This window comes from Neisseria flavescens (genome assembly GCF_001618065.1).
Classification (GTDB): domain Bacteria; phylum Pseudomonadota; class Gammaproteobacteria; order Burkholderiales; family Neisseriaceae; genus Neisseria; species Neisseria flavescens_A.
Genome location: NZ_LAEI01000046.1, coordinates 1 through 18,877, shown reverse-complemented (window position 1 = coordinate 18,877; position 18,877 = coordinate 1). Strand labels below are relative to the sequence as shown.

The window sequence follows — 18,877 nt, the reverse complement described above, 5'->3', positions numbered from 1 at the left end:
TGAAAGCTTCAGACGGCATCTTGCAGGCAATACCTGTATCAGACAGCAAGGAGACAGCATGACCCTTATCCATCCGACCGCCGTCATCGACCCTAAAGCCGAACTCGACTCCAGCGTCAAAGTCGGCCCGTACAGCATCATCGGCCCTAATGTGCAAATCGGTGCAAATACCGAAATCGGTCCGCACGCCGTCATCAACGGCCATACGACCATCGGTGAAAACAACCGCATTTTCCAATTTGCCAGCCTCGGCGAAATTCCGCAGGACAAAAAATACCGCGACGAGCCGACCAAGCTGATTATCGGCAACGGCAACACCATCCGCGAATTTACGACGTTCAACCTTGGTACGGTTACCGGCATCGGCGAAACCCGTATCGGCGACGACAACTGGATTATGGCCTACTGCCACCTTGCCCATGACTGCGTGGTCGGCAACCATACTATCTTCGCTAACAACGCCTCACTCGCAGGCCACGTTACCATCGGCGACTACGTCGTCTTGGGCGGCTACACGCTGGTGTTCCAATTCTGCCAAATCGGTGACTACGCCATGACCGCGTTTGCCGCCGGCGTACACAAAGACGTACCGCCATACTTTATGGCTGCAGGCTACCGCGCCGAACCGGCCGGCCTCAACAGCGAAGGTATGCGCCGCAACGGTTTCACGGCCGAACAGATTGCCTCTGTCAAAGATGTGTATAAAACCATTTACCATCGCGGCATTCCGTTTGAAGAAGCCAAGGCAGAGATTCTGAAACGCGCCGAAACCCAAAGCGAATTGGCGGTATTTAAAGACTTTTTTGCACAATCCACACGCGGTATTATCCGTTGATTGATGGATTGAAGGCCGTCTGAAACTTTTTCAGACGGCCTTTGGATTGCAAAAATCCGTGCAGTAGGGCAGGTTTCCTGTCCGTTTGCCGCAGATGCCGTCTGAAAACGGGCGGGCAAATGTCCGCCACAAAATCTTTTAGCTTCCGAACCTCAACAACATGAACCCCAATTCTTCCCCCCTTATCGCCATCAGCGTCGGCGAGGCTTCCGGCGACTTGCTCGGCGCACACTTAATCCGTGCCATTAAGGCGCGCTGTCCGAACGCGCGGTTTACCGGTATCGGCGGCGAGCGCATGAAGGCGGAGGGCTTTGAGAGTTTGTACGATCAGGAAAAGCTGGCGGTGCGCGGTTTTGTTGAAGTCATCAAACGCCTGCCGCAGATTTTGAAAATCCGCAAAGGGCTGGTGAATGATTTAATCCGCCTCAAGCCGGATGTGTTTATCGGCATCGATGCGCCGGATTTTAATCTCGGCGTGGCAGAAAAACTCAAGCAGGCAGGCATTCATACCATTCATTACGTCAGCCCGTCGGTTTGGGCGTGGCGACGCGAACGGGTCAATAAAATCGTACATCAGGTCAACCGCGTGTTGTGCCTGTTTCCGATGGAACCTCAGCTTTATATTGACGCCGGCGGCAAGGCTGAGTTTGTCGGTCATCCGATGGCGCAAACCATGCCGGTGGAAGCGGATAGGGCGGCTGCGCGTCAGAAGCTGGGCGTGCCTGAGGACGTGCCCGTGTTTGCCATCTTGCCAGGCAGCCGCGTGAGCGAAATTGATTACATGGCGGCGGTGTTTTTTCAGACGGCCTTATTGCTGCTGAAACGTTATCCGCAGGCACAGTTTTTGCTGCCTGTGGCAACGGCCGCAACGCGCAAACGCATTAGCGAAATTTTGGCGAAACCTGAGTTCGCCGCCCTTCCCATCACGTTGACCGACAAGCAGTCGGATACGGTTTGCACCGCTGCCGACGTGGTATTGGTTACCAGCGGTACGGCGACTTTGGAAGTGGCTTTGTGCAAACGGCCTATGGTCATCAGCTACAAAATTTCGCCGCTGACTTATGTATATGTGAAAAACAAAATCAAAGTGCCGCATGTCGGTTTGCCCAATATTTTGTTGGGTAAAGCCGCCGTTCCCGAGTTGCTGCAACATGATGCCGTCCCTGAAAAACTGGCGCAGGCCGTGGCAGACTGGTATGACTGCCCTGAAGCCGTAGCCGCGTTGGAACAGGATTTCCACGCCTTGCATCTGCTGTTGAAAAAAGATACGGCGGCATTGGCGGCGGCGGCAGTATTGGAAGAAGCCGGATTTTCAGACGGCCTGAAAGACAAGTAAGGAAAATACATGAATTTATTGGGAGCATTGGCCAAGGTTGGCAGCCTAACGATGGTGTCGCGCATTTTGGGTTTTGTACGCGATACGATTATTGCCCGTACGTTTGGAGCAGGTACGGCGACGGATGCGTTTTTTGTTGCGTTTAAACTGCCCAATCTTTTGCGGCGTATTTTTGCAGAAGGCGCATTTGCCCAAGCCTTCGTACCGATTTTGGCGGAATACAAAGAAACCCGCTCGCCCGAAGCCACGCAGGCGTTTGTGCGTCATGTGGCCGGTATGTTGTCGTTTGTGTTGGTCATCGTTACCGCGCTGGGCATACTAGCCGCGCCGTGGGTGATTGTTGCTAACGCCCCTGGTTTTATCAATGAACCTGATAAGGTTCAGCTTTCCATTGATCTGCTACGGGTTGTATTTCCTTATATTTTTTTGATTTCACTATCCTCTTTTGTCGGCTCGATCCTTAATTCCTATCATAAATTCGGTATCCCCGCTTTTACGCCGACATTTTTGAATATTTCCTTTATCGTTTTTTCCCTGTTTTTCGTGCCGTATTTCAATCCGCCCATAATGGCTTTGGCATGGGCGGTATTTGTCGGCGGTGTGTTGCAGCTGGTGTTCCAACTGCCTTGGTTGGCGAAACTGGGCTTCTTGAAAATGCCCAAACTCAGCTTTAAAGATGCGGCGGTCAACCGCGTGCTGAAACAGATGGCACCGGCAATTTTGAGCGTGAGCGTGGCGCAGATTTCCTTATTCATCAATACCATCTTCGCCTCGTTTTTGCAGTCCGGCAGTGTGTCGTGGATATATTTTGCCGACCGACTGATGGAATTGCCGACCGGCGTTTTGGGTGTGGCACTCGGCACGATCTTGCTGCCTACCTTGTCCAAACACGCTACCAGTCAGGATACCGAACAGTTTTCTGACCTGCTCGACTGGGGTTTGCGCCTGTGTATGTTGCTGGCGCTGCCTGCCGCAGTCGGTCTTGCCGTGCTGGCTTTCCCTCTGGTTGCAACTTTGTTCATGTATCGTGAGTTTACGCTGTACTCCGCACAAATGACTGAACAGGCGCTCGTTGCCTACTCCCTCGGCTTGATCGGGATGATTATGATTAAAGTGTTGGCACCCGGTTTTTACGCGCGCCAAAACATCAAAACTCCCGTTAAGATCGCCATTTTCACACTGATTTGTACGCAGTTGATGAACCTTGCCTTCATTTCGCCGCTCAAACACGTCGGCCTGTCTCTCTCCATCGGTTTGGGTTCGTGTTTGAACGCAGGTTTGCTGTTTTACCTCTTGCGCAAACATGGTATCTATCAGCCCCGCAAAGGTTGGCCGGTGTTCTTGGTTAAAATAACCATCTCTTTGGCCGTCATGGGCGGCGGTTTGTGGGCGGCGCAATATTATCTGCCGTTTGAATGGGTACACGTCGGTGGTTTTAAAAGGGCAGGACAACTTTGCGTCCTGATTGCCTTGGGTGGCGGTCTCTACTTCGTTTCCCTCGCCGCGCTCGGCTTCCGTCCGCACCATTTCCGCAGGGTAGAAAAATAAGGAAACCAATTTAAGTCATTGCCTGTTTTGAAGATAATCCACTAATAAAAAGGCCCTTGGATTTTGATTTCAAGGGCTTTTTACTTTGTGGCGGGGATGGACTTATGGTTTGGTCAGATAAGGATATAGATCCATGCGTTCGTCTTGATGTACGGCTAAAAAGTCCGGTGCATCAAACCTCATCCCAGTGCCGTGATAAAGGCATTTTTGCTGAGGATCGGGATACAGTCCGCCACCCAAATAGCCGATTTTTAGCGGTTGCTGATTGGCGGCGTGCTGTTTCAATACTGCGGCAGTGGCTTGTGTTTTTTCGGCGGTGGGATGGTCGTCGGCTCGTCCCAGACCAAACAGATCCCAAAAGGTTTTTCTAGGAGGGGTAATACGGATATTGTATGTCGTACATCCATCGTTATAAATTGGGCGTTCTATTTGGCGGACGGAAATTCGATAGTAACCGTGGCTGCCTACAATACTGAGGACTTGTGCTTTTGAAAAATTACCGCCTGCATAGGCTGCTAACGGAAATGATAGGAAGAAGAGGGGGATAAGGTGGCGCATAAGGTTTAGGTCGTCTGAAAGAGTGTTGGGTGTTACTGCAAGCTTAACATGGCAGGTTTTACGGAAAGTAGGAAGGTAAGGTCGGGTATGGCGTTTTCTTTTTACTGGAAGGGTCGTCTGAAATTTTTCAGACGACCCTTTTTGTCTTTGCTTTGAAAGGCAAGGCTCTAAAACAATTATGTATTTTCGCTATACGGGAAAATTTTCGTCACGCGCCGGCGTTTTTGGTGCAGGGGGCGGGTTTGTTCCGGCTGGAAAACGTAATCAAAGGGGCGAAGTTGCAGCGTCTGCCACAGGCGGTCTAGGTTGCGTGTGGCGGCGGCGCGGGTTTGCTCTGTGTCGGGCGTGAGGAAAATGTGTAGGGCTTTGCCGTGTTGCTCGACGCGGTATTCTTGGATGAGGTCGTCTGAAATCATGGCGCGGCGGATGAAGTCGGCGTAGAGGGCGTAAGGTTCGCCACCTGTCGTGCGTGCATCGAGGATATCGTCGCAGCGTCCTTCGATGGCGCTGATGCGGGCGAATGCGCTGCCGCAGGGGCAGGGCGCGTTGTTGGCAATCAAAACGTCGTCGAGGCGGTAGCGGATGACGGGTTGGCTTTTGCGGTTGAAGTCGGTAATGATGGGGGCGAAGCGGCCGCTTTCGCGGTCTATCCAGTCTTTTTCGATATAAACCATGTCTTCGTTCAGATGCAGGTTGCCGTGGGCGCAGGTGTGGGCGAGGAAGCCTTCGGTGCATTGGTAGATTTGGTGAACTGGCGTGCCGAAGCGTTGTTCGATGCGGGTTTTGACTTGCGGTTCTAAAACTTCGGCAACGGAGATGATTTTTTTTGGGCATATGGCGAGGTCGGGATGCTGGGCAAGCTGCTGCAACACTTGGGCGGGGGCAATGAGGATGGTGGGGTTTTGCGCGTTGAGCCTTGTGATGTGTGCGTCCAAGGCTTCGAGCAGGTCGTAAAACTCGAAGCGTATCAGCGGGCTTTTGACGGCGGTGTAGAGATTGCTGTTGGCGCGCAGGAAGAAGGCGATGCTGTGGCGGGCGAGGTAGGGGCGGGGCAGCATGCGTTTGAGCATATAGCCTGCCCACAGGGCGGATTCTTCGGGGGAAACGAGGAAAATGCCCCTGTTGCCGCTGGTACCGGAGGAAAGTCCGACGGTGATTTCTTTGCCCGAGGTCGTCTGAAAAACGGGGCTGAAGTCGCGGCTTTCTTCGGCTTTGAGGGCGACGGAGAGGGCGTCTTTTTCGCTGATGCCGTAGGCGTTGATGTCGGCGAAATACTGCATGAAGATGCGTTTGTTGATAACGGGGTAGTCTTGCAGCTTGGCGCTGTGGGGGTAGAAGCGGCTGTCGTGGTTTGTTAAAAGGCGGTCGAGCTGTTTTTGCTGGTGTACTTCAAGGACGGCGCGTTCCGTGTAGTCTCGGGTGTTGAAGAAGGATTTGAGGATTTGCCATTTTGAAGGTTTCATGGTGTGTTCTTTGGGGCGGTTGAGAGGCTTTGGCTTGTTGGGTTTTCAGACGGCCTGTTTTAATCCAAGCCTTCCATGCCCAAACGCCGCAGGGTAGGTTCGCAATGGCTGGGAACGAGGATGATTTCGCGGTTGCGGCGGTGGAGGTGTTGCAGGCGGTCTATGGTGACTTGGACGGCGGAGTGGTTTTGCGCGATCAGACCGGTCAGCGGATTAGGTCGGCGGTTGTGGCTGATGGTCGCAAACCGCCAAACGGCGTCGGCAATCAGGAAAAATTCTCCGGCTATCAGTCCGTATTGCCCGGCGGCATGGCCGGGCAGGGCGACGGCAATCAAATCGGCACTGATGCGGTAGCCTTGTTCAAACGGGTAAAACGCTTCGTCAAGGCGGACTTCGGGCAGATCTTCGATAAAGCGGACACGCTGCGGCAGGTCTTGGGGCAACAGCTCGCGCAGGAAGCCTTGTTTGACTTCGATGATGCGGTTGGTCAGGCTTTCGGGCTTGTCAGTGCGGTAAACAAAGTCATAGGCGGCGCGGGAAAGGATGATTTCTGCATCGGGGAAGTCTTTGAGTCCGGCAATATGGTCGGCGTGAAGGTGGGACAGGAAGATTTGGTTGATGTCGTGAGCGGCATTGCCCAAACGCTCGCGTATGGTCGGTTGGCTGAGGGTGACGGGCGTGGTCAGTGCGTAAAATTTTTCGGGAAATCGGCGGCAGGCTTGGAAAAAGCGGGGTGCGTAGCCGGTGTCGAAAAGCAGGTTGCCGCCTTGGTGGGTGATGTGGGCGGTCATGGCGGGAAAGGCGGCTTTACGCAGGCCGCCGCCCCGTTCGACCATACATTCGGGATGGGTGCAGTAGCCGGTGTGGTAGAAACGGATGTCCATAGCTTCAGCCTTTCAAGGAACGGGCGTATTGCCGCAGCCCGTCGGCAACGCTGATTTGGGGTTCGTAGCCGAGCAGCGAACGGGCGCGGCTGATGTCTAGGGTTTGGTCGAAGGAAATCGTGCCTATGCTGTAACGGGTAACGAGGGGCTCACGAAAGGAACGGGTCAGCCTCGCCTGCGTTTCCAGTATGCGGGCAACGCTGTCAATCAGGCGGTAGGAGACGGGTTTCAGACGACATCCGAGATGCAGGGTATCGATAATTTGCCGGTAGAGTGCGGCAATGGTCTGCGGCTCACCGTTGGTGATGTTGAACGGCATGGCGCGGGGTGCATCGGCTTCGGCCGCCAACATAAGGGCATGGACGACGTTTCCAACGTAGGTAACGTCCACTAATGCGTCGCCTGCTTCGCGGTCGCTGCGTCGAATCAGCGGCAGAAAGCCTTTTTCGGAAATTTTGAGCAGGCGCGGCAGGACGGCTGTGTCGTATTCACCGAAAATGCCACGCGGACGGATGATGACACTAGAGATGTCGGTAGCGGCGGCGACTTCTTGTTCGGCAAGGAATTTGGTGTAGGCGTAGTCGTTGACGAAGTAGCGGCTAACGAAGGTTTCGGGGACTTTATGCTGGTCGAGGTAATCGAAATAGATGCTGGGCGTGGAAACATGTATCAGCTTGCCGATGCGGTGGTGCCGTACTGCGGCCAAGACGTTTTGTGTGGCGGTCACGTTGGAGCGGTAGAAATCTTCGTATCGCCCCCACGGCGAAGACAGTGCAGCGCAATGGAACACGATATCGGCTTCAGAAAACGCTTTCAGAGTCTGATTGCGGTCGGACAAATCGAAGGCATGAAATTCCGTCCCCAGCATTTTGCCGATTTCGGCATTGCGCCCACAGGCGGCTACTTGCCAGCCTTGGGCAAGCAGCGTCTGCACGAGGTTGCACCCCAGTCCGCCGGTAGCGCCGGTAACGATGGCTTTTTTCATGGTTTTTCCCAAACCAGTGCGCCCAAGCCGATGCCTGCGGATGTGCCGAACAGCAAAACTTTATCACCTGAGCGAATGGGAAAGTCGGTCAGCAGGTGGTGCAATGCGGAAGGAATGGATGCGGAGATTTGGTTGCCGTGGGTGTTGAAAATATCGACTATTTTGGCAGGGTCGAGTTTCAGACGACTGGTAATGTGTTGCAAAGCGCCACGGCTTGCTTGATGCGGAACGAACCAATCTATGTCTGCCAACGTCAAATCTGCCTGCGCCAAAACCTCGTCCAAGAAACCAGGTATGGCTTCGGCGGCGAGTTTGTAGAGTTTTTTGCCGTTCATGTGGAAATAGGCTTGGGAGACATAGCTTTCGGGATGTTTGGATGGGTGGTTTTCATAGCCGCCTGCAGGAATGGTGCAAAATTCGTAGCCTTCGGGATGTACCTCGAATTTGCTTGTCAGTACGCCGCCGTGTTCAGACGACCTGATGACTGCCGCCGCCGCACCGTCGCCGAAAATGGTCGAACTGTGAAAATCGTTCCAGTCCAAGCCGACAGAAGCGACATCGCAGCTGATCAATAAAATGGTGGGATATTTGTATAACAGCGAATCCGCCAAATCCAAGCTGCGTAAGAACGACAGACAGGTCATGTTGATGTCGAATGCGGCAATCGGGCGGGTGGGATTCAGCAGGCGCAAGGTATGCGCGGCGTTGAAGGGAATGCATTGACGATCGATACCCGAAGCGTTGATGATGCAGTCCACATCGTCAATCGTGATGCCTGCCGCCGCCAGCGCACTTTTTGCGGCTTGAAGCTGCATCGCATCGGCAGATTCGTCGTCCGCCAGAAAGTAGCGTTGCGCCAAGCCGCTGAGTTTTTCGGTGCGGCCTTCTTTGATGCCGAGCAGGGCGTCGATTTCGGAGGAAGGGACCAACCGAGAAGGCAGACCTTTGCCTGTACCGATGATGTTGAGACGGGGGGATGGGTTCGGATGAGTCGTTTGCATAATATATCCGCTAGTGAGTAATACTTCAGCATAGTATTAATATTTTGTCATTGTCAATGTTTCTATGCTGACCGAATTCTAAAAAACGTCTCAGGTAAGAGAGATAAATCAAACCTAACAAAAGGTCGTCTGAAAAGCCTAAGCAGATTTTCAGACGACCTTTTTTATGAATGCACTATCGGATTTGCTCTAAAACGCCTTTAAATTTCGAAAGAAGCCGGCAATTGCTTGATTTTCGCTGTTTGAAAACAAGATGAATCAAGGTTGTGTATAAAATTTATTGAAGAAGCAATAAGGAATAGTCAAGGCCGTCTGAAACATTTTCAGACGGCCTTTTTCGTTTTACGTTTTAACTGTAAAGCTTAGCCCCTTTTTTGACGAACTCAATCGCTTTTTCTTCCATGCCCTGCTGTTGGGCTTTTTGCTTGTCGGCGTAGTCGCGCACTTCCTGCGTGATTTTCATCGAGCAGAATTTAGGGCCGCACATCGAGCAGAAATGGGCGATTTTTGCGCCTTCGGCTGGCAGGGTTTCGTCGTGGAAGCTCTCGGCGCGTTCGGGGTCGAGGCTTAAGCGGAATTGGTCGCGCCAGCGGAACTCGAAACGCGCCTTGCTCAGGGCGTTGTCGCGCAACTGTGCGCCCGGCCAGCCTTTGGCGAGGTCGGCGGCGTGGGCGGCGAGTTTGTAGGTAATGATGCCGGTGCGCACGTCTTCTTTGTCGGGCAGGCCCAAATGCTCTTTCGGGGTAACGTAGCAGAGCATGGCTGTGCCGTACCAGCCGATATTGGTCGCGCCTATGCCCGAGGTGATGTGGTCGTAGCCGGGGGCGATGTCGGTAACGAGCGGGCCGAGGGTGTAGAAAGGCGCTTCAAAGCAGTGTTGCAGCTCTTCGGTCATATTTTCTTTGACGCGTTGCAACGGTACATGGCCCGGGCCTTCGATCATGACTTGTACGTCGTGTTCCCACGCTTTGGCGGTCAATTCACCCAAGGTGTGCAGCTCGGCGAATTGGGATTCGTCGTTGGCATCGGCAATGCAGCCGGGGCGCAGGCCGTCGCCGAGGCTGAACGACACATCATACGCCTTCATGATTTCGCAGATTTCGTCGAAATGCGTGTAGAGGAAGTTTTCCTGATGATGGGCGAGGCACCATTTCGCCATAATGGAGCCGCCGCGCGATACGATGCCGGTGAGGCGGTCGGCCGTCATCGGCACATAGCGCAGCAATACGCCTGCGTGCAGGGTGAAATAGTCCACGCCTTGTTCTGCCTGCTCGATTAAGGTGTCGCGCACCAAATCCCAAGTCAGGTCTTCGGCGATGCCGCCGGTTTTTTCCAAAGCTTGGTAAATAGGCACAGTACCGATGGGGACGGGCGCGTTGCGGATAATCCATTCGCGTGTTTCGTGGATATGTGCGCCGGTAGACAAATCCATAATCGTGTCCGCGCCCCAACGCAGCGACCACACCATTTTTTCGACTTCTTCGGTCAGGCTGGAAGTGACGGCGGAGTTGCCCAAGTTGCCGTTGATTTTGACGCGGAAGTTGCGGCCGATAATCATCGGTTCGAGTTCGGGGTGGTTGATGTTGGCAGGGATAATTGCGCGTCCGGCGGCGATTTCTTGGCGCACGAATTCGGGTGTGATTTGGTCGGGATGGGTTGGGATATTCGCGCCGAAACTTTGCCCTGCGTGTTGTTTCAAGAGCTTGGCGTATTCAGGCCGTCTGAAAAGCTCGTCCAGCTTCATGCGTTCGCGTATGGCGACAAACTCCATTTCCGGCGTGATGATGCCTTGGCGGGCGTAGTGGAGCTGGGTTACGTTGCGGCCGGCTTTGGCGCGGCGCGGGCGGGTGATTTGGTTGAAACGCAGATGGGCGGTTTTCGGATCGTGCGCGCGTTCGGTGCCGTATTCGCTCGACAGGGTAGGCAGGATTTCGGTATCGTTCCGTTCATCCAGCCATGCGGTGCGGACGTGCGGCAGACCCTGTTTTAGATCGATGTGTGCCGCCGGATCGCCGTATGCGCCGCTGGTGTCGTACACTGGAATCGGCGGATTGGCTTCCGTACCTTGCGCCGAGTAGGTGTCGTCCTGACGGATTTCGCGCAAAGGCACGCGGATGTCGGCGCGGCTGCCTGGAATATAGACGCGGTTGGAATTGGGATATTGGAAGCGGATGCCGATGTCTTCACTCAAGTCGGAAAGACGGCGCGCCTCATCGCCGGTTTTTTTAGCAGTAGTCATAAAAAATTGCTCCTGTTTTTCGGTTATGAAATGGAAACAGGAGCATTGCTTTTTTTCAGACGGCCTTGTGGATATCTTCAATCAACCGTCTAAAAACACATTTGCCGAAACTCCCCACGCAGGTATTATCCTGTTCGGGTGTAAAGGGTATTTCTCAGCCGCTCGGTTTGAAAGCAGCACCCCTGTTTCTTTATTAACGAAAAATTAAACCATGCGGACGGTTTTTTGTAAAGCGGCGTTTTTCGCATTTTCTGTCAAAAACGCTTGACAGCGATTCCGTCTTTCCGTATAGTTACAACTTCTGACGCGGGATGGAGCAGCATGGTAGCTCGTCGGGCTCATAACCCGAAGGTCGTAGGTTCGAATCCTGCTCCCGCAACCACATACTAAAAAGACCGCTTGTATAGCGGTCTTTTTTCATGTCTATATCGTCCAATAAAGTTCAAAAATCTCATTAATTTCAATCTGTTGTATTTTTGCGATTATTTCCACCATTCAATTTAGTCTAGCAGTGTCTGCTAGAGTCCAAAACTGTTGTTGGTACATTTGTTGGTACATTTCCTTTGCTATCATTTTTGTACCAACACGAAATCAGAAAGGTATAGAAATGAACGCACTTTCAGAAGCAAGAATTCGACACGCTGAAACTCCAACCACCATTAAAAAACTATCAGATGGTCAAGGCCTAGTACTTTTGCTGCATCCAAACGGCAGCAAATACTGGCGATTTAACTATCGCTTCAATAAAAAGCAGAAAACTTTGGCTATTGGGAAATATCCTGATATTTCTCTGAAAGAAGCTCGTGCAGAACGTGAATTACTGCGCAAGAGTTTGAGAGAGGGACAAGACCCTGCTCTTAAAAATCAAGCTGAGGAGGATATGGAAAAACGCACCACCTTTTTCCAAGTGGCGAAGGAGTGGTGGGAAGCTGAAGCAACGAGATGGACACCTAAACATGCTAGAACAGTTTGGCACTCTTTAGAGGTTGATGTACTGCCTGAAATTGGCAATGAAGACATTACTTTGATTGAAACGCCTAGATTGTTGTCAGTTATTAAAGCCGTTGAAGCACGAGATGTCAATGATACGGCCATTCGTGTATTACAGAGAATTAAATGTGTTTTCAACTATGCTATACAAACAGGTTTGATCAAGATTAATCCTGCTCTACCTCTTACAGGCGTAATTCGTAGAAAAAAAGAAGTTCACAGGTTGGCGTTACCTCAAAGTGAGTTACCTGGATTCTTTCAGAAGCTAGGAGAAATGCAAATGGCTGCATATCTACGTATTGCAATGAAATTACAGATTATCTGGTTTGTGCGCCCTAATGAATTACGTTTTGCCAAATGGGAAGAAATCAATTTTGATAGGCGAGAATGGCACATTCCTGCCGAAAAGATGAAAATGCGTAGACCTCATATTGTGCCTCTGTCTAATTGGGCAATCGAATTACTTTTAGAATTGAAGGAGATTACCGGAAGAAGTCCTTATTTATTTTTCGGAGCATGGGACAGTATGAAGCCAATTAGCGAAAATACTATCAGCTATATTATGGCTCGGATGGGCTATAAGGGAAAAGCAGTTCCCCATGGATTTCGATCTCTTGCAACAGATGTATTAAATGAAAATGGATTTGATGCTGATATAGTTGAACGACAATTGGCTCACGTTGAAGCCAATAAGATACGTCGGGCATATCATCGTACAGAATACTTGGATCAACGCCATGAAATGATGGAATGGTACAGTAACTGGATAAGACAATTTGATAGAAAGGGTTAGTGATTAGTGCAGGAAATACGATAAACTATTGTTGGATTAAGTATTTTTATATTTAATAACTAGCTAATCAGTTGTTTTAAGGTAATACTATGTGTTACATTTCTAGTATAGAGAAAAATGATGTATACCATCGCTGAAACTGAAACATTTAAAAACAAAGCTGCTAAACTTTTAAAAGAAGACGAACGTCTATTTTTCTTTGCCCAGCTTTCTCAAAATCCGTATGCAGGAGATGTTATTCCTAATGGCGGTGGTTTACGGAAAATTCGTGTAGCTCGACAAGGTGGTGGGAAAAGTGGTGGCTATCGGGTCATTTACTTCAACATCTTGGTAGATGGTTTGATTGTCTGTTTGGATATTTATGCAAAGAATGACAAAGAGAATTTAAAGCCGTCTGAATTGAAAAGTTTAAAAGGACAGAGACATGACTCCTGAAAATTGGAATATTCCTGAAATTGTACAGGCTGTTATTGATGATGACCCAGATGCAGTTCAAATTCAAGATAGCTTGAAACAATCTTTAAATGAATTAAGGCAAGGTAAGTTTGCCCGGTGTACATCAGTAGAAGCTCTTTCTACAGTGCAGACACGTCAAAAAACTGGTTTATCTCAAGAAAAATTTGCTGCAGCGTTGGGCATTTCTTCTAGTACCCTTAAATCTTGGGAACAAGGTACGCGTAAACCAAGTGGGGCAGCAGGAGCTTTACTGAAACTTTTAGATAAGCATCCTAATTTGATTAGTGAGCTCGGTTAGTTTTTATTCTTTTTGAATAATGATATATAAGGCCCTGCTACTCATATGGGTAGCAGGTTTTTTTATGTTTGCGTCAGTACATATCTAAAGCGGTAAAGCAATTAATGACTTAATGCAGAAATTATACTAACGATAAAATAGAGATGCTCTGTCTTTATTTTACAAAGAGTTAGCCCTGCCTAATTATTCCTTTCAGAATAAACAAGAAGCTATCCCCAATCCATGTAATTGTATGTTATATTTACTAGTCATGTAGAGAACATGCTTCTCAAATTTAAAAACAAAGAATGAAAAATTTAAAATATTCCCAGCTTTTTTAGGCTGATTCAATTCATGGTCGAGGGAAAATTAATGACCAAAAGTACGTTAGATATTACCAATACAGCCATTTCTGGTGGCATATTTGAAACTGTAAGTCGTTATGGAGATGCAGGAGCAGAATTCCTAAAAGGTTTACGCGGTATTGATGCGCAAACTGGTCAAAAATTTGACCGAAGTTTATTGGATATTAACAATTACAAAATAAATCCAAATGATGTTGAAAGGAATATTAAACAACAAGCTGGTTTTTCAGCAGAAATTAGTAGTGTCTCAAAAAGAAATGCCCAAGCCATCATTGATGGCAAAGCAAACCGATTCGTACGTAGCGAAGATTTAGCAAAATACGGAAAAAATAATATAACTGTGGATATTGTAGAGCTACTTGATGGCAAAGAACTATCAACTGCTCAAATGAAGTTTGTTAGTCATCCTGATGAATTATTGAAAAAAATTGCTCGAGGAGAAGGTGGAGGGAAAAACGATTATTCACGATATTTGGCTGTAGACTGGTTAGAAGTTCCTACTGAGCAAGTAGAAATAATGAAAGCCACCTGCCGCGAACAAGCGAATAATCTAAAAGAGCAAGCTCAAGCATTACGGGAGAAAGGTAATTTACCATTAGCAGATAAATTTGAAAAACAGGCTGAAAATTACAGACAGTTAGAACATAAAATTGCAGACTCAGGTCTAACAACCGAAGAAGCTGTAAGATATCGTCTTAATCCAAACTTTGAGACAATAAAAGACATAGCTAAGGTAAGCCATCAAGCAGGTCTAGAAGGGGCAAAATTGGGTGCTGCGATTGGAGGCTCTATTTCAGCTGTAAGTAACGTAATTGCTGTATGGTCCGGAGATAAAAAATTAGGTGCTGCAGTAGTTGATACGGCAAAGAGTACTTTAATTGCAGCAGGAGTTGGTTATGGTTCAGCATTTGCAGGATCTGCGATTAAAAGCTATATGCAGCAATCAGAACGTACTGTATTGCGCCAACTTTCTGCAACTGGATTACCTGGAACTATTGTCTCCGTCTGTTTAGCAGTCGGTAAATCCGCGACTCGTTTTGCAAAAAATGAAATAACTGGTACTGATCTAGCAAAGGAAATGGGGGCAACTGCCGCAGGTATGCTCTCGACGAGCGCATGCACTATGCTTGGACAAATAGCAATTCCTATTCCTGTATTAGGTGGCTTGATTGGTAGCATGGTAGGTTATGCAATTACTAATTCCTTGTATTATGGATTTTTTAATGCCTTAAAAGAGGCAGAAGAATCAGCAGAACGACGAAGGTTAATCGAAATTCAATGCGCTGCCGCTTCTGCAATAGCACGACAGTATGAAATCGGTTTAAAAGAATTATTTGCATCAAAGGTTGCACAATTAGATCAAGAGAGTAATGACCTATTTCAACTATTAGAAAAAGATGATGTTTCAGCCGATGAATTATGTAAAGGTATGAATAAATTTGCTGATTTACTTGGGAAAAAAATTAGCATCAACTCGATGGCAGAACTGGATTCTGTCATGCTTTCTCAAAACGTCTTAGTCATTTAGGAGATAGATATGTTTTTAAATCAACTTCCGACCCGGTTACATAAAGCATTGTTTTTAGAATTAGCAATGCTTGTGATGATGGCTTCACACGATAATGATGCCTCAGAACAAATATCTGAATTTACATCAGATGAAGTTTTAAAAAAATTTCTAGCTAGTATCAGTTCAAAAGAAGCAGAAATGTTGCAAGAGTATCAAAATGAGCTCTTTAAATCAGATAAGAATGATATCGATTTTAATAGTGACTTTATAGAACTTTCTTTAAATCAGCAATATAGAGCTTTTGATTCCAGTTTAAATACATCATCTTTCTATAATCCGGAACCTGATGAATCGTATGCAGGTGATGATTCTGAGAGAAATGAAGCTATTGGCTTAATGACCGTCAAAGTCAAACCCACTTTTTCCTTCTCCCGCGCATCCGTTTTTTCCTTATTTGGTGATGATTCTGAGAGAAAAGATGCTAGCGTTAGCCAATTGTTGGATCATTTAAATATATCCCGTGATTCTGAAAAAAAGTTTCCCACATTTTGGTGGGTTCTAGATAATGCAATTGATGATATTTTAGGTAAATATGCCGATGATGCTGATATTAAACAAGAAGTCATGCAATATCTTATTTCAAAAGGAGAAGATATTCTGACTCTAACACCGACAAAGATTAGAGCAAGCATGGCATCATTGCCGCAAATTAAACAGGAAATCCTACAAAAAGCAGTTCAAACAGTGTTTGCGCTTAAAGTAGCAATTGGATTGACCTTATCCGAACGAGAAAAGAAAATTATCCTATGTGAATTAATTGGAGCGGCATATAGCAGCGGTGCATTTGAGACAGAAGAGAAACAACTGATTAATACGATTTGCCAGGTTTGTTCTTTTGATAGTGAATATATAGAAGAATTTGACACGGTAATGTCAACTCTTTTCAAAGTTAATAAAGAATTAGCTGAATTAATTAATGAATAAGGAGAAAAATAATGGCAATTCCTTTAATTATTGGTGTCGGTCTGGCTGCTACAGGTTTATATAAAGGTGGTAAAGCTATTGTAGATAACAATGAAGCTAATAGTGTAAATGACAATGCTAATGAGATTGTTAATAAAGCACAAAAAGCCTTGGAAAATTCACGCATTAATTGTGAAAAATCCTTACAAGAATTGGGCCAGAAAAAAATTGATACCCTGACTACAAGTGTTCAAAATTTTCTTTCTATATTTAGCCAAATCAAAAATGTCGATTTTCAACATGATGGTAATTTAGGAAATTTAAATTTAAACGACTTCAGTACTGTTGTATTGAAAAACATGGAAAAACAGGTCTCTTTCGTTGCAAGTGCTGGAATGGGAGCTGGTACAGGCTTAGCTGGCGGAGCATTAACCGCATTTGGCGCGTACAGTGGTACGATGGCATTGGCTACGGCAGGTACAGGAACGGCGATTGGTAGCCTGAGTGGAGCTGCTGCCACTAATGCAACTTTGGCGTGGTTAGGCGGAGGAACACTTGCTTCAGGTGGTATGGGCGTTGCTGGAGGTATGATGGCATTGGGGGCATTAACAACCGGACCAGCACTACTCATTGCAGGATGGTACATGGGTTCAAAAGCAGAAAGTAAATTAAATGATGCTTATAGCAACCTTGAAGAGGCAAGAAAATTCCGTGCGGATACAGATGTGGCAATCGCCTTGACTGATGGTATTAACGAAGTAGCAAAACGCGCTATTTCTATCTTATCCACATTACGTACTCATTCTCGTCGTAACTTAAAACGTTTGCAAAGTATCATTGATGAGCAAGGTGTTGATTACTCTAAGTATTCAGATAATGCAAAACTAATTGTAATGAAGAATGTAAAATTGATTCAGTTAATAAAAGTAGTTTTGGATACTCCGATCTTAGATGAGCAAGGTAATTTGTTAGGTGATGCAGATAGCAACTTACTGGAGCTGCATAATCAGATTCAAAGTGCTTTCCCAAAACAAGTAGAAGCATAAATAGTAAAAACTAGGCTGCTTTCAATTGAGGCAGCCTAGTTTGTATGAGTTTTTAACTATGCCGCATCAACTTCCACCTTTTCCCTGTTCAGCTTGTGGTCAATGTTGTCGTCGCGTAAATCTAAGTGAACAAACCATATTCCTTGATCGAGGTGATGGCATTTGCCAATATTTAGATGAAGAAACCAACTTGTGTACGATATACGAAAATCGACCTGAAGTATGTCGTGTAGAAGACTATTATAAAAAATATCTAATTCATGATATTTCTTGGGAAAAATTTGTTCAAATGAATCTCGAATTTTGTGAAAAATGGCAGAAAGAAAAATAAGATCAAAACATAAGGTTATTTATAAAAAATCCATTAATAACTAACTCATGGGCTATTCAAAAATTTCAATTCTTGAGAAAAATACAAAATTTACCCCATGAATTTCTCCCCTAAAAAACAACCATATCCTTTAAAGTTGAAACAATTCTCACGTATGATGGCGTATTTTTGCCCAATCAAATGACTGTATGGACAACATAAAACCCTGCCACCCACAATGGGATGGCAGGGTTTGTTATGCCTGTATCAGCAATCAAGTACCAACAATATCTAGAGCTGGTAGGTTGTTAACGATTTTTTGTGTCTCCAAGCTGACGGTTATTACACGCAGGAGCAGTTCCAGCGGGTAGCGCGGGTTGTGCATGGTGTCGGCTGCCCAGTCGTTGGCGTCATTGGTGATGCCGGATTTTTTGTCGGTGGTCACGGCCTGGCGTTCCATCACCCATTCAATGGCGGATTTGCCGTTTACGATGTAGTCGTAGGCGGCTTCGGGGATGTTTTCCACGGTAATTTTGCCGTTGTAGACAATTTTGGTTTTATCGTCTTTTTTGGCAAATTTCATTTTGACCACACGGAAGTCTTCGTCTGCGCCACCGATGATTTGCTGCGGGGCAAGTTTCAAACCTTTCAGGCTGCCTGAAAATTTCACGCCCTGATACATCGGTACGGTTTCGTAGTTCAAGTGTAAATCCGCTAAATCACGCCCCGCCTTGCTGAATGCGGCAAAATCGGCATAGGTTTTCATGCGCGGGATGCGTGGTAGCTGTTTGCTTAAATTGTCGGCGTAACGTTCTCGGTATTCTTCGCTGTGCAGCAGCCCGTAGATGTAATAGAAGATATCTTCTTTGCTTATTTTTTCGGCATACGGCTCTTGAAAATGGGCAAGCGCACCGTTGGTAATCGCATCGCGGCGGACAAGTTTTTTCGTTTGGGTTGTTTCAGACGGCATTTGCGCTTGCGCGGCAAACATATCTTGCTGGCTCATTTCGCTGCCTCCTCGGTTTCGTAGAGGAACATCGGGAAGCATTGTCCGTTCATCTGTAACTGCAAATCGGGTACTTGGTCGGTCATCAACACAGAAAATCCTTTGTTTGATCCTGTTCCTGATATACAAATGACTAAATTCTCTATGCTGCGGCTCGGTATATCGGATTGTTGATGCAGTATAATTTCGTTCGTTCGTTCGTTCGTTCGTTCGTTCGTTCGTTCGTTCGTTCGTTCGTTCGTTCGTTCGTTCGTTCGTTCGTTCGTTCGTTCGTTCGTTCGTTCGTTCGTTCGTTCGTTCGTTCGTTCGTTC

At 47.5% G+C, this 18,877-nt stretch carries 18 protein-coding genes, 1 tRNA gene and 1 riboswitch; of the genes, 11 read left to right on the top strand and 8 right to left on the bottom strand.

Translation table 11 applies throughout. From position 1 onward, the window contains the following. Window positions 1–58 precede the first annotated feature (58 nt). The 3 genes from lpxA (at window position 59) to murJ (ending at window position 3,719) form a co-directional block, all read left to right on the top strand. Window positions 59–835, top strand: a complete 777-nt coding sequence (lpxA, locus tag TW89_RS07660) for an acyl-ACP--UDP-N-acetylglucosamine O-acyltransferase (protein WP_128581061.1) — start codon at window positions 59–61, stop codon at window positions 833–835. Window positions 836–995: 160 nt separating this feature from the next. Next, on the top strand, window positions 996–2,171 hold the full coding sequence (gene lpxB, locus TW89_RS07655) for a lipid-A-disaccharide synthase (protein WP_128581060.1): 1,176 nt from the start codon (window positions 996–998) through the stop codon (window positions 2,169–2,171). Between the two features lie 9 nt (window positions 2,172–2,180). Further along, window positions 2,181–3,719 (top strand): murein biosynthesis integral membrane protein MurJ, encoded by a 1,539-nt coding sequence (gene murJ / locus TW89_RS07650; protein ID WP_070765544.1) that lies wholly within the window; start codon window positions 2,181–2,183, stop codon window positions 3,717–3,719. A gap of 102 nt (window positions 3,720–3,821) precedes the next feature. Here the strand turns inward: murJ and TW89_RS07645 are convergent, their stop codons facing one another. The 6 genes from TW89_RS07645 to thiC all read right to left on the bottom strand — a co-directional run bounded on the left by TW89_RS07645 (window position 3,822) and on the right by thiC (window position 10,849). Further along, window positions 3,822–4,277 carry a hypothetical protein gene (locus TW89_RS07645; protein ID WP_128581059.1) on the bottom strand — a complete coding sequence of 152 codons (456 nt, stop codon included), beginning with the start codon at window positions 4,275–4,277 and terminating at the stop codon, window positions 3,822–3,824. Window positions 4,278–4,453: 176 nt separating this feature from the next. Further along, window positions 4,454–5,740, bottom strand: a complete 1,287-nt coding sequence (locus tag TW89_RS07640; RefSeq protein WP_128581058.1) for a F390 synthetase-related protein — start codon at window positions 5,738–5,740, stop codon at window positions 4,454–4,456. 59 nt (window positions 5,741–5,799) lie between these two features. Then, window positions 5,800–6,624: an MBL fold metallo-hydrolase gene (locus TW89_RS07635; protein ID WP_128581057.1), complete on the bottom strand. Its 825-nt coding sequence runs from the start codon at window positions 6,622–6,624 to the stop codon at window positions 5,800–5,802. Between the two features lie 4 nt (window positions 6,625–6,628). Further along, the gene (locus TW89_RS07630; protein ID WP_128581056.1) at window positions 6,629–7,609 is read right to left on the bottom strand and encodes an NAD-dependent epimerase/dehydratase family protein; all 981 of its coding nucleotides are present in this window, start codon (window positions 7,607–7,609) and stop codon (window positions 6,629–6,631) included. Beyond that, window positions 7,606–8,610 (bottom strand): 3-oxoacyl-[acyl-carrier-protein] synthase III C-terminal domain-containing protein, encoded by a 1,005-nt coding sequence (locus tag TW89_RS07625; protein WP_128581055.1) that lies wholly within the window; start codon window positions 8,608–8,610, stop codon window positions 7,606–7,608. The genes TW89_RS07630 and TW89_RS07625 overlap by 4 nt, the downstream gene beginning before the upstream one ends. Window positions 8,611–8,959: 349 nt before the next feature. Next, on the bottom strand, window positions 8,960–10,849 hold the full coding sequence (gene thiC / locus TW89_RS07620; protein ID WP_128581054.1) for a phosphomethylpyrimidine synthase ThiC: 1,890 nt from the start codon (window positions 10,847–10,849) through the stop codon (window positions 8,960–8,962). A gap of 94 nt (window positions 10,850–10,943) precedes the next feature. Then, window positions 10,944–11,043, bottom strand: a riboswitch (TPP riboswitch). 111 nt (window positions 11,044–11,154) lie between these two features. Here thiC and TW89_RS07615 point away from each other — a divergent pair. From TW89_RS07615 to TW89_RS07580, 8 genes are all read left to right on the top strand, one after another. Further along, window positions 11,155–11,231 (top strand) — tRNA-Met (locus TW89_RS07615). 225 nt (window positions 11,232–11,456) lie between these two features. Further along, the gene (locus TW89_RS07610; RefSeq protein WP_128581053.1) at window positions 11,457–12,632 is read left to right on the top strand and encodes a tyrosine-type recombinase/integrase; all 1,176 of its coding nucleotides are present in this window, start codon (window positions 11,457–11,459) and stop codon (window positions 12,630–12,632) included. Between the two features lie 117 nt (window positions 12,633–12,749). After that, window positions 12,750–13,067, top strand: a complete 318-nt coding sequence (locus tag TW89_RS07605) for a type II toxin-antitoxin system RelE/ParE family toxin (protein ID WP_249967814.1) — start codon at window positions 12,750–12,752, stop codon at window positions 13,065–13,067. After that, window positions 13,057–13,386 (top strand): helix-turn-helix domain-containing protein, encoded by a 330-nt coding sequence (locus TW89_RS07600; protein WP_070606384.1) that lies wholly within the window; start codon window positions 13,057–13,059, stop codon window positions 13,384–13,386. The genes TW89_RS07605 and TW89_RS07600 overlap by 11 nt, the downstream gene beginning before the upstream one ends. 351 nt (window positions 13,387–13,737) lie before the next feature. Beyond that, window positions 13,738–15,258, top strand: a complete 1,521-nt coding sequence (locus tag TW89_RS07595; RefSeq protein ID WP_128581052.1) for a hypothetical protein — start codon at window positions 13,738–13,740, stop codon at window positions 15,256–15,258. Window positions 15,259–15,267: 9 nt separating this feature from the next. After that, entirely contained in the window at window positions 15,268–16,224 is a 957-nt protein-coding gene (locus tag TW89_RS07590; protein WP_128581051.1) for a hypothetical protein, read from the top strand. 11 nt (window positions 16,225–16,235) lie between these two features. Further along, on the top strand, window positions 16,236–17,249 hold the full coding sequence (locus TW89_RS07585) for a hypothetical protein (RefSeq protein WP_128581050.1): 1,014 nt from the start codon (window positions 16,236–16,238) through the stop codon (window positions 17,247–17,249). 58 nt (window positions 17,250–17,307) lie between these two features. After that, the gene (locus tag TW89_RS07580) at window positions 17,308–17,580 is read left to right on the top strand and encodes a YkgJ family cysteine cluster protein (protein WP_128581049.1); all 273 of its coding nucleotides are present in this window, start codon (window positions 17,308–17,310) and stop codon (window positions 17,578–17,580) included. A gap of 253 nt (window positions 17,581–17,833) precedes the next feature. On the opposite strand, the gene TW89_RS07575 is transcribed toward TW89_RS07580, so the two are convergent. Next, window positions 17,834–18,565: a type ISP restriction/modification enzyme gene (locus tag TW89_RS07575; RefSeq protein WP_128581048.1), complete on the bottom strand. Its 732-nt coding sequence runs from the start codon at window positions 18,563–18,565 to the stop codon at window positions 17,834–17,836. Continuing rightward, window positions 18,562–18,877, bottom strand: a 316-nt coding sequence (locus tag TW89_RS12070) for a type ISP restriction/modification enzyme (RefSeq protein WP_349251555.1), incomplete at its 5' end; no start/stop codon positions are given. The genes TW89_RS12070 and TW89_RS07575, both read right to left, overlap by 4 nt.